Source organism: Flavobacterium glycogeni, assembly GCF_048286775.1.
Lineage (GTDB): Bacteria > Bacteroidota > Bacteroidia > Flavobacteriales > Flavobacteriaceae > Flavobacterium.
In genome coordinates this window covers 43,925-59,592 of record NZ_JBLVPV010000023.1, presented here as the reverse complement: position 1 = coordinate 59,592, position 15,668 = coordinate 43,925, and the positions used below count along the sequence as shown (strand labels likewise).

At 35.3% G+C, this 15,668-nt stretch carries 10 protein-coding genes; 6 read left to right on the top strand and 4 right to left on the bottom strand.

Features of this window, described 5'->3' with window-relative positions; all coding sequences use genetic code 11:
• The first annotated feature begins 413 nt into the window (after positions 1-413).
• The 3 genes from ACNQGX_RS15290 to ACNQGX_RS15280 all read left to right on the top strand — a co-directional run bounded on the left by ACNQGX_RS15290 (position 414) and on the right by ACNQGX_RS15280 (position 4,033).
• Complete coding sequence (locus ACNQGX_RS15290; protein ID WP_417977670.1) at positions 414-1,100, top strand: DUF3885 domain-containing protein; 687 nt, start codon at positions 414-416, stop codon at positions 1,098-1,100.
• A 24-nt stretch (positions 1,101-1,124) separates the two neighbouring features.
• Positions 1,125-1,529: a hypothetical protein gene (locus ACNQGX_RS15285; RefSeq protein WP_417977668.1), complete on the top strand. Its 405-nt coding sequence runs from the start codon at positions 1,125-1,127 to the stop codon at positions 1,527-1,529.
• Between the two features lie 350 nt (positions 1,530-1,879).
• Entirely contained in the window at positions 1,880-4,033 is a 2,154-nt protein-coding gene (locus tag ACNQGX_RS15280) for a PAS domain S-box protein (protein WP_417977666.1), read from the top strand.
• On the opposite strand, the gene ACNQGX_RS15275 is transcribed toward ACNQGX_RS15280, so the two are convergent.
• Positions 4,030-4,665 carry a GNAT family N-acetyltransferase gene (locus tag ACNQGX_RS15275; RefSeq protein WP_417977664.1) on the bottom strand — a complete coding sequence of 212 codons (636 nt, stop codon included), beginning with the start codon at positions 4,663-4,665 and terminating at the stop codon, positions 4,030-4,032. The genes ACNQGX_RS15280 and ACNQGX_RS15275 overlap by 4 nt on opposite strands.
• 166 nt (positions 4,666-4,831) lie before the next feature.
• Here ACNQGX_RS15275 and ACNQGX_RS15270 point away from each other — a divergent pair, with 166 nt between their 5' ends.
• Both ACNQGX_RS15270 and ACNQGX_RS15265 read left to right on the top strand, forming a co-directional pair.
• Entirely contained in the window at positions 4,832-8,689 is a 3,858-nt protein-coding gene (locus ACNQGX_RS15270; RefSeq protein ID WP_417977662.1) for a TIM-barrel domain-containing protein, read from the top strand.
• 339 nt (positions 8,690-9,028) lie between these two features.
• Positions 9,029-11,869 carry a M16 family metallopeptidase gene (locus tag ACNQGX_RS15265; RefSeq protein WP_417977660.1) on the top strand — a complete coding sequence of 947 codons (2,841 nt, stop codon included), beginning with the start codon at positions 9,029-9,031 and terminating at the stop codon, positions 11,867-11,869.
• 207 nt (positions 11,870-12,076) lie between these two features.
• Here ACNQGX_RS15265 and ACNQGX_RS15260 read toward each other — a convergent pair whose 3' ends face one another.
• Together ACNQGX_RS15260 and ACNQGX_RS15255 are read right to left on the bottom strand one after the other, a co-directional pair.
• Positions 12,077-12,436: a hypothetical protein gene (locus ACNQGX_RS15260; protein ID WP_417977658.1), complete on the bottom strand. Its 360-nt coding sequence runs from the start codon at positions 12,434-12,436 to the stop codon at positions 12,077-12,079.
• A gap of 18 nt (positions 12,437-12,454) precedes the next feature.
• Positions 12,455-13,633, bottom strand: coding sequence for an AIR synthase related protein (locus ACNQGX_RS15255; protein ID WP_417977657.1), 1,179 nt, complete (start codon positions 13,631-13,633; stop codon positions 12,455-12,457).
• Positions 13,634-14,253: 620 nt separating this feature from the next.
• Here ACNQGX_RS15255 and ACNQGX_RS15250 point away from each other — a divergent pair.
• On the top strand, positions 14,254-14,535 hold the full coding sequence (locus ACNQGX_RS15250) for a DUF4242 domain-containing protein (RefSeq protein WP_417977655.1): 282 nt from the start codon (positions 14,254-14,256) through the stop codon (positions 14,533-14,535).
• Positions 14,536-14,738: 203 nt separating this feature from the next.
• On the opposite strand, the gene ACNQGX_RS15245 is transcribed toward ACNQGX_RS15250, so the two are convergent.
• Positions 14,739-15,584: an OmpA family protein gene (locus ACNQGX_RS15245; protein ID WP_417977653.1), complete on the bottom strand. Its 846-nt coding sequence runs from the start codon at positions 15,582-15,584 to the stop codon at positions 14,739-14,741.
• Positions 15,585-15,668 lie beyond the last annotated feature (84 nt).

The following is a 15,668-nucleotide window of genomic DNA, read 5'->3' as shown; positions in this document are numbered from 1 at the left end:
CCGACGCATCTACTAACTAAACCTGTTGTCTCCAGGCTTTGTATTGCTGTGCATACTTACCCAATTTAGCTAGCCTCGTATGCGCTTTGTGTTCCTCGGTACAGACTTTTGCCGTTTTGGCTTCCTTCATCGTATGAGTCACCTCAATCCGACTTGCCACGTGCTAATCGGCTCAATATAATTCAACAACTTGCCGATAAGGGACTTGCACCCTCTAGATAAAATTCCTACTTTTGAGGAATTGGAAGTGCATGCAAGGCACACACAGCTACTACAATTGATTTGGGCAATTGTCTTAATGGAAAAATGGTTTTGTATTTGGGATGATTTGGCAAATCCAAAAATAGGGCATAATTTAATCCCAAACCACTTGTAGCAAGGGAACGTTACAGGGCATTTTAAAAGACGACAACGTGCAGACAACAAAACAAGAGTACAGGCAATTTTTAAATAAAAACTTCAAAGGTCTTAGACTTGGAAAACCGTTGTTTTATAATTGGGACATAGGACTTCGATTCGATTTACAAATTGGTAATACTGTCACAGACGAGTATTTTCAAGAAGTAACTAGACGAGCTTCGACAATTTTTCAATCTGCTTTTGAAACTTCTGACCAAGTATTTTTAGTTTTTATGGACTATAAATACAAACGAAGAAAAATCAGATTTTCAAACTTTACATTCAAACAAATCGACAATCTCATAAAAACAGAAGTTAGCTACTCAAAAGAAAAGCGTCTTTATGAGCCTGATGATAAATTTGACATTAGAAATATTGCAATAATTAAGACAACTACGCATAAAATAAATTATAAAAATATTTTAACCGCAATTGGACATTCGGATTTTCCCCCACGACAACCAAGACTTGACGAGAATTGTGCGTTTACGTCCAAAGAAATTTACTTCATCAATATTGACAAGGAACTTATTTTTCATATGTATGACGACAGAGGACTTGATATTATATCAACTGACATAGAAACAATAAAGCCAATTTATAAGAAGCATAACGATTGGATACTTGACTATGACAGAAAACAGATTGATAAGCAATTCAAAAACCTAACGCAACCATTTAGAAAAAATATCATCTATTAGAATACATAAATTAAACTTATCACTATGGGGAAATTAATAAAATTACTTGTAATCATTTTATTTTTTACAAATTGTTCTAAAAATGATGAAGAAACTTCAAATCCAGTTATTGGAGAATGGAAGTTGATAAAAGTAGAACAAAATGATGGAGCCAATAATATATCGATTACTGATTATACCAACCAAAACATAATTTACAAATTTGAAACTAATTCAAATATTAATATTAATAATGCAGGTTATAATTCAGGAAATTACAATTACGAATATAAAAATGATTATTTATCTGGATTTCCAAGTTCTGGAGAAACGAAAATACTTTTGGTTGTCATTAATAACCAAAAATGGACATATAAATTAATTAGTGGAAAAATGAAACTTGGCCAATCATATGTTGATGGACCAGATTTATACTTAGAAAAAAAATAAAACATCTACCCGACCGCACTAATATGCCAAAATCATTAGCGCAGTTTTGTAAACTGTGCCCACAATAGTGTACAAATAATACCAAAAGCTATGAATAATTCATGGCTTTTTGCCATTTTAAATCCCCCAACTGGTTGTAAGCGTTCCGCTTTTGCCACATATCTGTATATTCCTAAAAAAAGGTTACCTATTTACTCTTAATCCTAAAATAGGTTTGCTCCTCACGTGGCAACAAATCCTAAAAAACAACTGGTTAATTCAATTTAATTAACTAACTTTCATTCGCTTGTATTGAATTACCAATTCTGAATATTGGGGCTACCGCTATTTAATTTTTATACCGTACGACTATGAAAATTTCTTTAGAAAAAAAAATAATCATTGGATTTATCCTCAACCTATTCGTTGTTTTTGCCATAGCCTGGATTTTTATTTTAAGGATTGACAAGCAAAGAAACCAAGCTTTGGATACTTCATTGAATTGGATAGAAATTGCATTGATGATTCTTTCAGTTATTTTGTTGACCATTGTTTATTTTATCATTCGGTCCCAACTGCGGGCTAAAAATGTTTCTCAAGATTTACTTTTGGAAAACAAACAGTTACTGCAATCGATTCTTGACAACACTTTGAGTCCAATGTTTATAAAAAAAATAAATGGCGAATATCTGTTGATCAATAAACAGTTTGAATCCTTATTTCAAATCTCAAATGAAGAAATAACAGGTAAAACCGACCATGATTTTTTACCAGCGTCAATAGCTGATACGTACCGAAATTCTGATTTTGAGGTTGTAAAAGCATTAAAAGAATTAAAAACAGAGGAAACTATTCAACAATCTGACGGCATGCATACGTATATTGCCGTGAAATTTCCCATCTATGATTCCTCAAAAAGAATTTATGCCATTGGTGGGATTTTTACTGATATCTCCGAAAGGAAAAAACTGGAAGAATCTTCCAAAGCCGCCGATAAATTCTTTACGATGTCAGTAGACATGATGATTATTTCCTCTATGGATACGTTTTTAAAAGTAAATCCGGCAGTGAGTAAAATTTTAGGATATTCAGAGGAAGAATTATTAAGTAAAAGCTTTCTCGAATTCACACATCCTGATGATATTGAAATTACACGAAAAGAAGTCTCTAAACTTCAAACCGGAGTTCCAACAATAAAATTCGAAAACAGATATATTTGTAAAGATGGGTCCATAAAATGGCTCATATGGTCCATATTTCCTGATATCCCGTCTGGACTATTGTATGCAGTAGCCAGCGACATTACCGCTCAAAAAGAAATTGAAAGCGCATTAAATGTCGCTAATACATTTTTCTACATGTCCTTTGATATGTTAGTCGTCATTAAAAATGAAAAATTTGTAAAAGTAAATCCGGCTTTCACAAGAATACTTGGATACGACCAAAGGGAAATAATCAATAAGCCCTTTTTAGATTTCATACACCCTGAGGACGCTACCATATTTATGGATGGTGTAAAAAAATTACAAGCCAGCGACTCCGTTATAAGTCATAGAGTACGGCAACGACTTAAAGACGGCTCTTATAAATGGTTTGATTGGACAAGCACAATTGATATTCAAACAGGAATAATTTATGCCGTGGCAAGAGATGTTTCGGAATTGATTAAAAATGAAGAATCCTTGAAGATCGCAAATATGTTTTTTGACATGGCATTCGACATTTTAACTGTTGCCAAAGACGAGCATTTTATCAAAATTAATCCAGCTTTCACGAAAACCCTCGGGTACAATCAAGAAGATATGGATCGGATTAAACTCATGGATTTAATTCATCCCGACGATAAGAAAACTGCGAGAGAAGTACTGGAAAGACATTTAAAAGGGGAATCAATTGTTAATTTTAGAACACGTTTTATTAGTAAAGACGGTTCCTACAAATGGCTCGATTGGAATAGCAATATTGATCTTAAAAACGGAGTATTTTATTCTGTTGGACGAAATGTTACGGAACTTGTAGAGCTCGAAAAGGAACAGCAAACAGCCATAGATAATCTCTATGAAAATGAAGAAAAATTACGATTAATAGTCGAAAATATTAGTGAGGGAATTATTGTGGCAAACTCCGATAAAAAAATAATCATGGCCAATAACATGGCTAATGAGATTTTTGGAATCGAAGAGGACGACAAAATATCCCCGAATTTAAGCAATCATTTTGAGCTCTATTTCCCTGATGAAAAAACCATTTTCCCTTCGCAAAACTTACCTATGGAACGCGCACTAAGCGGAGAAGTGACCACTGATGTTGAAATAATTCTTTGGAATCCAATAGCACAGGAAAAGAAAAGAGTGCTGATTAGCGGCAGACCATTAGTCGATCAAAATAATAATGTGGTTTTAGCTGTTGTAACGATAAAAGATATTAGCAAATACAAACAAATGGAGGAAGATTTGAAAGAATCCGAATCAAAATGCAGACAATTAATAGGCTACAAAAAAGGCAGTACCGACACCATGATTTAAACACTAAACGAAATCTGGGAACCAATAACTTTTGCGCTATAATTTCTTTTCAAATTCTCTTTAACGGCATCAAACCATTCGTTTCTTAAGATACTTAGTATAATACTGTCCCGTCGAACTTCACTTTCCAGAGTTGGCATGTGATTGCGCAACACCCCTTCTACTTTACAACCGATGCTTTTCATGGCCGCAATACTTCGTTCGTTATTATTATCAGCTCTAAATTCTACACGTTCTATTCCTAAAGTTTCGAATGCAAATTGCAATAACAAAAATTTACAGCGCTTGTTTAACCCAGTTCCGCGAAACGCTTTACCGTACCAAGTATACCCCAATTGAAGTGTTTTGAATTCTAAATTAATATCGTAAAAACGGGTACTTCCAGCATATTTTCCTGATTTTTTATCGAAAACGATAAAGGGAAATTCTGTTCCTTTTTCTCTGGCTTTTAGCGCAATTTGAATGTATTTCTCTAGATTTTCTTTCCCGTTTGCCTGAACAAGAGAATACTTCCAAGTCTCAGGCTCGTTGAGGGAAATTTCCAATAGATTTTCAACATCTGATTCCTGTAATGGGCGCAGTAAAACAGTTTCGTCTTCTAGGATGGTATTTTGGAATAAATTAATGCTCATATTTATACTGTTTAATCTTTGAAATTTCTGCTGCTGTTAATTTTCTCTCTAAAATTACTGAATTTGTTAAAAGACCCTGAACAAATTAAAAAATTGCTCCTTTTTTTTACTTTTGTCAGTTCACAAATATACACCATCAAAACAAAACGTGGCTTATTATAAATTTATGAACAAAATTATTCGCAACAGCAGCTTTAGTATAACAGCTGTAATGGCATTCGCAATGCTGTTTTCTAACCTTCAGGTCAATGCAGGCACAAAAATAAAGTATCCTTTATCGCATTTTAAGGAAGCGCAAAAAGTTACCGGCGCAAAAATCATCAACCCAACAACTGTTGAAGTATTGTACGCCGACAACCAGCGTTTAACCATCGATTTTTATGGAGAGAATATTTTTAGATTCTTTCAGGACAATAATGGCGGTGTCATCAGAGATCCGGAAGCTAAACCCGAAGCGCAAATTTTGGTGAACAATCCACGTAAGCCGGTTTCAAAATTGACTTTAACCGATCTAAATGGAGAGTTGGTGATATCAACTGGCAAAATCAGCATTATCATCAATAAAAATACCTCCTTATTTAAGGTGGTTAAAAAAGAAAACCAGGAGATAGTTTTGGAAGAAACAGAACCTGTAAAATTCGAAAAAAGCAGAGTTTCACTTACGCTAAAAGAAAACCCGCAAGAGTATTTTTATGGTGGCGGTGTACAAAATGGCCGTTTCTCCCATAAAGGAAAATCGATTGCCATTGAAAACCAAAACAGCTGGACAGATGGCGGTGTAGCCTCTCCAACACCCTATTATTGGAGTACCAAAGGGTACGGCCTAATGTGGTACACCTTTAAACAAGGCAGATACGATTTTGGCGCAAAAGATAAAGGATCGGTAAAACTTTTTCACGAAACAGATTATTTGGATCTATTTTTCATGATCAATGATGGTATTGTTCCCTTATTGAACGATTTTTATCAACTGACCGGAAATCCGGTTTTATTGCCAAAATTCGGTTTTTACGAAGGCCATTTGAATGCTTTTAACCGCGATTATTGGAAAGAAGACCCTGCCGGGATTTTATTTGAAGACGGAAAGACCTATAAAGAAAGCCAAAAAGACAATGGCGGTATAAAAGAATCGCTTAATGGCGAAAAAAACAATTACCAGTTTTCAGCCCGTGGCGTTATCGACCGCTACAAAAAACACGATATGCCCTTGGGTTGGATTTTGCCAAACGATGGTTATGGCGCAGGTTATGGTCAAACAGAAACATTAGATGGCAATATCGCTAACTTAAAAAGCTTTGGCGATTACGCCCGTCAAAACGGCGTTGAAATTGGCTTGTGGACCCAGTCTGACCTACATCCTAAACCAGAAGTGAGCGCATTGCTGCAAAGAGATATTTTAAAAGAAGTAAGAGATGCCGGTGTTAGGGTACTTAAAACCGATGTGGCTTGGGTAGGTGCAGGTTATTCATTTGGTTTAAATGGCGTAGCCGATGTTGGACAAACTATGCCTTATTACGGTAACGATGCCAGACCTTTCATCATTTCGTTAGATGGCTGGGCCGGTACACAACGTTACGCAACAATCTGGAGTGGCGACCAAACCGGTGGCAATTGGGAGTACATCCGTTTCCATATCCCTACTTATATTGGTTCTGGTTTATCTGGCCAGCCAAACATCACTTCTGATATGGATGGTATTTTTGGAGGTAAAAATGGATCAATGAATATCAGAGATTTCCAATGGAAAACCTTTACGCCTATGCAGTTGAACATGGATGGTTGGGGTTCTAGTCAAAAATACCCACACGCACAAGGTGAACCAGTTGCCTCTATTAACCGTAATTATTTAAAACTGAAATCTGAGCTTTTGCCTTACCAATACAGCATTGCGAAAGAAGCAGTAAATGGCTTGCCAATGATTAGAGCGATGTTTTTAGCCAGTTCAAATGCTTATACATTGGGGTCTGCTACGCAATATCAATACTTGTTTGGACCTAATTTTTTAATAGCGCCAATTTATCAAGCCACCAAGATTGATGAAAAAGGAAACGACATCCGTGATAATATTTACTTACCAGAAGGCACTTGGATTGATTATTTTTCGGGAGAGAAATATACTGGAAACGCAATCATCAATAGTTTCGAAACGCCAATTTGGAAACTACCTGTTTTTGTAAAAAGCGGGGCGATTATACCGATGGCAAATGCCACAAACAACGTAGCCGAAATTAATAAAGTATTGCGTACTTACGAGATTTATCCGGCCGGGAATAGCAGTTTTACCGAATACGATGATGACGGAACAACCGAAGCCTACAAACTAGGTAAAGGTGCTTCAACCTTAATTTCTTCTTCGGCAAATAAAAGCAATGCCACCATTACTATTGAACCTACCAAAGGTGATTTCGAAGGTTTTGTAAAAGAGAAGGCAACAAACTTTGTTATTAACGTAACCGAACAACCTAATACCGTTACGGCAAAAGTTGGTGGCAAAAGCCTGAAACTGGAAATGGTTAAATCAGCAGATGAATTTGCCAAACAACAGAATGTTTATTTTTACGATGCTACACCTAATTTAAACCGATTTGCTACCAAAGGAAGTGAATTTGAAAAAGTGGTGATGGCTAAAAACCCACAATTGCTGGTAAAATTAGCCCCAACCGATGTAACTGTAAATGGAATTACACTTGATATTAAAGGCTACATTTTCGAACCTGCAGATAAACACCGAATTTCTACAGGCGCATTAAAAACACCCGATTTAGCACAGGTTAGCGAAAAAAATGCATCTGCTTTTACATTAAAACCAACTTGGAAAACGGTAAGCAATGCCGATTTCTACGAAATAGAGTTCAACACTATGTTATACACCACCATTAAAGACACTACAATGTTATTTGATGGTTTAACAGCCGAAACTGCTTATTCTTTTAAACTGAGAGCAGTTAATAAAGATGGTTATTCTGATTGGGCAGGCATTAATGCAAAAACAACCGCCAATCCGTTACAGTTTGCCATTAAAGGAATTAAAGCGACAAGTACTGCTGAAAGTCAGGAAGGTTCTGGTTTAAATAAATTATTTGATTTTGATCAAGATAATGGTTGGCACACCATCTGGGGCTTAAACTCATTGCCTTTTGATGTGGTGATGGACTTGAAGAGTGTGAACCAGTTAGCGAAATTCCAGTACTTGCCACGTGTTGGCGGTGGTAATGGCATATTGTTGAAAGGAACGGTATTTTATAGCACCAATAAAACTACCTGGACAGAGGCTGGGAAATTTGTATGGGCCAAAAATGGCGACACAAAAACATTCGATTTCGCTAATCACCCAACTGCCCGCTACATTAAACTAGCTATTACCGAAGGTGTTGGCGGTTTTGGTTCTGGTAGAGAACTATATGTGTTTAAAGTACCTGGAACAGAAAGTTTCTTCCCTGGTGATATCAATAACGATAAATTGATTGATGAAAACGATTTAACCTCATACACCAACTACACCGGTTTACGCAAAGGCGATGGCGATTTTGATGGTTACATCAGTAATGGCGATATCAACAAAAACGGTTTAATTGATGCTTTCGATATTTCGAATGTGACCACGCAATTGGATGCTGGCGTAGAAATTGGCAAAGCCGATAAATTGGTTGGAAGTTTAACCATAAGCACTGCTAAAACAACTTACAATTCTGGCGAAACTGTAGAAATAACCGTAAAAGGTGCAAATTTAGCCAGCGTAAATGCATTAAGTTTTGGCTTACCTTACAATCCACAAGATTTCGAATTTGTAGGCGTACAAGCTTTAGCCGTTAAGGATATGCAAAACCTTACTTACGATAGATTGCATACCAGCGGCAAAAAAGCATTGTATCCAACTTTTGTGAACATTGGAGATAAAGAAACGCTAAAAGGTACTGCTGATTTATTCATTATTAAATTAAAAGCGAAACGCAAAGTATCCGTTAGCCTAAAACCAGTAGATGGTTTATTGGTTGACAAAGCGTTAAACACGGTTTCTTTTTAAGCTAATGGTCGGTGTCTTCACCAACCTGATATAATATCAAAAAAGCTCCCCGAAAGAAAATTTCGGGGAGCTTTTTACTTTTATTTTTTTTCATTCCTATACAATTTTACCTTCTAGAATGATAATCTATGCTCCCATTTGTATCCCTTTATTCAAATATTAAAATCAAATTTTCGACAGAGGACCGATATCAAATCAAGTCGTAAATTTAATACAAATCTCTACATTTAACTTCTTCCGATTTAAAGATTTATTGTTTTTATTTTCTTAATTTCGTTGTCGGTAGCAAAAAATTAGTTTGACTAAATAACTACGAACTCCAATTTTAAAAATTAAACAATGAAACCAATTCAGTTTTTAATCCTTCATTTCGTTCTTTTTACTGCATTCAGTTCCTATTCCCAAAATCAAAGTAAAACGGATAAATCAAAAGAGTTTAAAGTAGAATTTGAACCGTTCACCCTAGAAAACGGACTGCAAGTCATCTTACATATTGATCGATCTGACCCAGTTGTTGCTGTTGCTTTGACCAGCCATGTGGGATCTGCGAGAGAAAAAGTGGGTCGTACCGGATTTGCGCATTTATTCGAACATTTGCTTTTCTTGGAATCTGAAAACTTGGGCAAAGGAGGACTTGATAAAATGAGTGCCCGAATTGGCGGCTCTGGTGCCAATGGCTCAACTAATAGAGACCGTACCGAATATTTTCAAACTGTTCCTAAAGACGCATTGGAAAAAATGATTTGGGCTGAAGCTGATAAATTAGGCTATTTCATTAACACCGTAACAGAACCGGTTTTAGCCAAAGAAAAACAAGTTGTTAAAAATGAAAAAAGACAAAGTTATGACAACAGACCTTATGGGCACAACTTTTCTGTAATTTCAAAAAGTTTATACCCGGCAACGCATCCGTACAGTTGGGAAGTTATTGGTTCCTTGGAAGATTTACAAAATGCCACACTGGAAGATGTAAAAAGTTTTTACAATCGCTGGTATGTACCTAATAATGTTACGTTAACTATAGCTGGTGATTTTGATCTCAAACAAACCAAAGTATGGGTCGAAAAATATTTTGGAGAAATAAAACGTGGGGAAGCAATTCCTAAAATGGAAAAACAGCCGGTAACATTGACCGAAACCAAAAAACTATATTATCAAGATAATTTTGCCAAGTTACCGCAACTCACACTGACATGGCCTTCTGTTTATGAATACCATCCTGACAGTTATGCCTTGGAAGTTTTAGCCAGCTATCTTTCAAAAGGTAAAAAAGCTCCTTTATACAAAACCTTGGTAGAAAACAAAAAATTAACGGATGCTGCTGATGTTTTCCAATACAATTCAGAAATAGCGGGTCAATATATGCTAAGTGTTACTGCTTTTGAAAAAACAAATTTGAATGATGTAATGAATGGCGTAAATGAAGCTTTTAAAAACTTTGAGACCGAAGGAATTTCTCAACAGGATTTAAATAGAATTAAAGCGGGACAAGAAACTGCTTTTTACACGAATCTATCCAGTGTATTAGGAAAAGGATTTCAACTGGCGCAATATGAAATTTTTCTAGGAACTCCTGATTATATCAATCAGGATGTAAAAAATATTCTTGCGGTAACTACCGAAGATGTAATGCGTGTGTATCAAAAATACATCAAAGGGAAACACTTTGTTGCCACTAGTTTTGTACCAAAAGGAGAGGCAAATTTAATCCTAAATGGTTCATCATTAGCAACCGTTATTGAGGAAAAAATCATTGAAGGAAAAGAAGATTCATTTGATGCCAGCATTGCAGCAACGTATAGAAAAACACCTTCAAAATTTGATCGAACTATTGAACCCGCTTATGGAGAAAGCCCTGATGTACTATTACCTTCAGTGTGGAAAAGCAAGTTATCATCCGGTTTAAATGTTTTAGGTATCGAAAACCACGAAGTGCCTCTTGTTCAATTTCAATTGCAAATTAAAGGCGGAATGCTACTTGAAAATACCGATACAATAGGAGTTTCAACTATGCTGGCTGAACTGATGACAAAAGGTACCAAAAACAAAACTCCGGAGCAACTGGAAAATGCTATTGAAAGTCTAGGAGCCACAATTAAAGCGTATGCGACTGATGAATCCATTTTTATTTCAGGAAATACCCTGGCAAAGAATTACAATGCAACTATGGCATTAGTTCAAGAAATAGTGTTGCAACCCCGCTGGGATACCAAGGAATTTGATTTGATCAAACAAAGCACTTTAAGCCAAATTCTACAACAGAAAGCAGATCCAAATAGTATTGCCAGAAATGAATTCAAAAAATTAATTCATGGAAAAGAATCTATTTTATCAAACAACCGCATCGGTACCGAAAATTCTGTAAACAGTATTACTATTGATGATTTGAAAAATTATTACACTAAAAACACTGCTCCATCTGTTGCTGATTTTCAAATTGTTGGTGCTATTTCAAAAACAGATGTGACTTATTCATTAGCCACTTTAAATAAAAATTGGGAGGCTAAAAAAGTTACGATTCCTAAAATCGCAACTGTAAATACGGTTGCATCATCAAAAATTTATTTTTATGACGTTCCAGGTGCAAAACAATCTGTAATCCGAATTGGTTATCCTGCTCTTGCCGCTACTGACAAAGATTTTTATCCAGCCCAAATCATGAATTACCGTTTAGGCGGTGGTGGTTTCGCCTCACAATTGACACAAGAATTACGTGAAGGAAAAGGATATACGTATGGCATTGGTTCCTCATTTGATGGTTCTACGAATAAAGGTCCATTTACTATTTCTAGTGGTGTACGTTCTAATGTAACGTTTGAATCCGTTAGTTTGATAAAAGAAATTGTAGCGCAATATGGAAAAAATTTCAACGAGAATGATCTTGAAGTGACTAAAGGATACTTAATCAAAAGTAATGCAAGAGCATTTGAAACGCTTTCGGCAAAACTGGAAATGCTGTATGATATCAGTAACTACAACTACTCTGATGATTACGCGAAAAAACAAGAAAGCATTGTAAAAAACAGCACTATTGGAGCACTAAAAAAGCTTTCAGAGACGTATTTGAATACTGGTAAAATGATCTATTTAGTGGTAGGCGATGCTGAAACGCAATTGAAAAAACTAGAGCAGATTGGTTTTGGAGAACCAATTCTTTTGAATAAACCGGCGATAAAATAAACGCTGATTTAATATTCCGGGTTATACATCACTGATCGTCATTAGCCCAGATCGAAGTGAAAATCCCGGACTCAAAAAAATAATTTTTCTTGTCCTGAAAGAGCGACCAACGTAAGCTCCTTTCAGGATTTAGAAAAATATTTTTTCATGCTGTGGGCTTGTAATGTATAGCTGTCCCGATAGCCATCGGGATAGCTCCTAAAAATTTTATTCACTCATTTCGTCATATCGCTCCGGAACTTGCGGATCATACAGCGGACATTTGAATTCTTCCATTATATTCACTAATGTATCCATTGTCTTTCCTTCAGTACCATAACAATCAATTTTTATACTTTGGGGAGTCGTTCTGATGTGAAAAGCTCCTACACCAGTGTTGTTTTTCCAACTCTTATCGTCTACTTTTTCCCATTTTGAGAATACGGAAGCGATTCTATTCAAGATAACTTGAACAGGGAGTTCCTCTAAACCTTCAATTTCGGCTTGTTCTTCAATAATAGCTTCATAAACTTCGTGATGGTTGAGATAAATTCCCTCCAGATATTTCCAAAAAAGCAATTCGTACATAGTATTTTGTTTTACTTTTTAATATTCGAAAGTTCCGTATTCGCTGGTAATCGTCAGTTTTTTAGCATCGGCTGCCGCTACTCTACCTACGATTTGTGCATCAACATTAAACGATTTTGAAATCGCAATAATATCTTGGGCAACTGCTTCCGGAACATAAATTTCCATACGGTGACCGCAATTGAAAACTTGGTACATTTCTTTCCAATCCGTTTTAGATTGCTCTTGTATCAACTGAAACAATGGCGGAACCGGAAATAAATTGTCTTTTATAATGTGTAGGTTTTCTACAAAATGTAAAATTTTAGTTTGTGCTCCTCCACTGCAATGCACCATTCCGTGAATTTCATTAGAAGAATATTGGTCTAAAATTTTCTTGATAATTGGCGCATACGTTCTGGTTGGCGAAAGCACTAATTGTCCCGCATCTATTGGCGAATTTTCAACTGCATCTGTCAATTGTACTTGTCCGGAATAGATTAATTCTTCAGGAACCGCAGCATCAAAACTCTCCGGATATTTGGTTGCCAAATATTTCCCGAAAACATCATGACGTGCCGATGTTAACCCGTTACTTCCCATCCCGCCATTATAGCTTTTCTCGTAAGTAGCCTGACCAAAAGAAGCCAATCCCACAATTACGTCACCTGCTTGAATATTAGCATTATCAATTACTTTGCTGCGTTTCATACGAGCTGTTACTGTTGAATCTACAATTATAGTTCGAACAATATCGCCCACATCTGCCGTTTCACCACCTGTTGAATGGATAGTCACGCCAAAAGAATCCAGTTCTTTAATTAACTCTTCAGTTCCGTTGATAATTGCTGAAATTACTTCGGCCGGGATTAGATTTTTATTTCTTCCAATGGTAGATGAAAGCAAAATGTTATCCGTTGCACCAACGCACAATAAATCGTCAATATTCATGATTAAAGCATCTTGAGCAATGCCTTTCCAAACGGAAATATCTCCTGTTTCTTTCCAATACATGTAAGCCAAGGAGGATTTAGTTCCTGCTCCATCAGCATGCATGATAAGGCAATAATCCGTATCTTGAGTTAAATAATCAGGAACAATTTTGCAGAAAGCTTGTGGAAATAATCCTTTATCAATGTTTTTTATCGCATTATGAACATCTTCTTTGGATGCCGAAACACCGCGAAGCGCATATCTTTTTGAAGTATCTGAACTCATGTAGTATAGTTGTGAAGCCTGCTTTATGGCAGCTAGTTGTGCGGCAAAGATAATTATTTTTTTTGGGTTTTACCTATGGGGTTTCAGGTCAAACGCATTAAAATAAGTTGAAGTTTAAACCACATAGAAACATAGTGTTTATTCCTGCAAAAATAAATTTTGACGATGATAAGAGTTCACAATAGAAAAAAAAGCATTAGCTTTTTTTCTATGTCACCTAAATTTCGACTGTTCGGGACAGATTTAAATCAAAAATTAAACTAATTTCTATGTTTCTATGTGGTTCAATTTTTAATGCGTTTGACCTGATGGGGTTTTCAAGTGTTTCGTTAAATCTATAATCCGTCTATAAAGTGTAGTTTTATTTCATTAAATTTGTTATAATGTTTTATCTATTAGATAATTACATATAAAAATCAATATCTTAATACCGTATATCTTAATCGGCATTATCCTAAATTCATATTGATTTTAATTGAAGTTTATCAATAAATTACCTTTAAAAGTTTAACAAATTTTAAACCATGAATTAAACTTAGAAAAGTGGAAACCAGCGACCACTATAAAAAACGGGGCCTTGCCGAAAAGCCTTATGAGTAGGAAATTAAAACAACAACATCATGCCTAAATATGTAATTGAAAGAGAGATTCCCGGTGCCGGTAAATTAAACGCCGAACAATTGAAAGCTATTTCCCAAACTTCTTGTGGAGTGTTGGGTAAAATGGGACCACAAATCCAGTGGATCAACAGCCAAGTAACCGCTGACAAAATCTATTGTACTTATATTGCACCCAATGAGGAAATGATTCGTGAACATGCGAAACTAGGTGGGTTTCCTGCAAATTCCATAAATCGAATATCGGCAATTATTGACCCGACAACCGCAGAAGAAACAGTTTAGCAAACTAAAATTAAATGCATTTAACTTCAAAAAAAATGCCTATCCAAAACGGAAAGGCATTTTCTATAAAAAAACGTTTGTTATTATTTTACAAATAACAACTCTCTGGACATAGTCAATGTCCAAAGTTCATTATTTATCAGTAACTCTAGTCTGTCACAGTGGTTTCTGATGATTTCGAAGTATAGTTTTACAGTATTGCACTATTTTTTCACGACAAGAATCTCCACTCTTCTGTTGGCAATTCGTTCTGCTTCATTTTTTTCCGGCAACGCATATATGGGTCTAGTACTTCCAAATCCTTTATGACCCAATCTTGAAGTGGCAATTCCGTTTCTTATTAAATAATCAAATACAAATTTTGATCTTCTGTAGGAAAGTTTTACGTCGTTTGGGTTGTTGTTACAACAAATATGCCCGTATATATAAATTTTTAATTGAGGATTCATTTTCAGAACCTGAAGAAGATCCGAAAGAATTGGCTCTGATTCTGTAATTATTTTTTCTGAATTAAAATGAAAATTCAAATTTTCAAGTTTTATTAAATCCCCTATTTTAGCAGTATTGACTTTTTCAATTAGAGAAACATTATTTTTCGTTTCATCAACCGGAACTTCTTTGCCTCGCGTATTTTCAAAAGCTAAATTCCCGTTATCCAGTTTTTTCTTTATAGATAGCTTATCTTGATAATAAATTAAAACTTTTCGGTTATCGCTTTGATTTTTTAATTGTTGAAAATCTTCTCCCAAACCGTATAATTCAAGTTTTTCGCTCAGATGAACTTTATTAAATTCTAAAAGTGCGAGTACATTATTAGCTCTTCTAAAAGACAATTCCTTGTTATAAGAATTGGAATCTATACTATCACAATACCCTTGAATTGTTAAAACTTCTTTGCCTTTCGAATTTTCTAACCATTTACAAAAATCATGTTGTGATTTTTCATTAATTATATCTTGATTAAAATCAAAAAACAAAACCAGTTTATCTTGAGCGAATAAAGTCATCGTTTTAAAAAACAACAAAACCAAGAGGATCTTTATTCTCATAGTATAAAAAGTTATATTTTACCCTGAAATAACGCACAAATAAAAAAAATCGTATAAAAAAACACCCGATTCACTATAAAAGTG

Excerpts from the sequence above, each read along its gene's own strand:
- ACNQGX_RS15285 (WP_417977668.1), top strand. The coding sequence starts at position 1,125 with ATGGGGAAATTAATAAAATTACTTGTAATCATTTTATTTTTTACAAAT.
- ACNQGX_RS15280 (WP_417977666.1), top strand. The coding sequence starts at position 1,880 with ATGAAAATTTCTTTAGAAAAAAAAATAATCATTGGATTTATCCTCAAC.
- ACNQGX_RS15275 (WP_417977664.1), bottom strand. The coding sequence starts at position 4,665 with ATGAGCATTAATTTATTCCAAAATACCATCCTAGAAGACGAAACTGTT.
- ACNQGX_RS15270 (WP_417977662.1), top strand. The coding sequence starts at position 4,832 with ATGAACAAAATTATTCGCAACAGCAGCTTTAGTATAACAGCTGTAATG.
- ACNQGX_RS15265 (WP_417977660.1), top strand. The coding sequence starts at position 9,029 with ATGAAACCAATTCAGTTTTTAATCCTTCATTTCGTTCTTTTTACTGCA.
- ACNQGX_RS15260 (WP_417977658.1), bottom strand. The coding sequence starts at position 12,436 with ATGTACGAATTGCTTTTTTGGAAATATCTGGAGGGAATTTATCTCAAC.
- ACNQGX_RS15255 (WP_417977657.1), bottom strand. The coding sequence starts at position 13,633 with ATGAGTTCAGATACTTCAAAAAGATATGCGCTTCGCGGTGTTTCGGCA.
- ACNQGX_RS15250 (WP_417977655.1), top strand. The coding sequence starts at position 14,254 with ATGCCTAAATATGTAATTGAAAGAGAGATTCCCGGTGCCGGTAAATTA.
- ACNQGX_RS15245 (WP_417977653.1), bottom strand. The coding sequence starts at position 15,584 with ATGAGAATAAAGATCCTCTTGGTTTTGTTGTTTTTTAAAACGATGACT.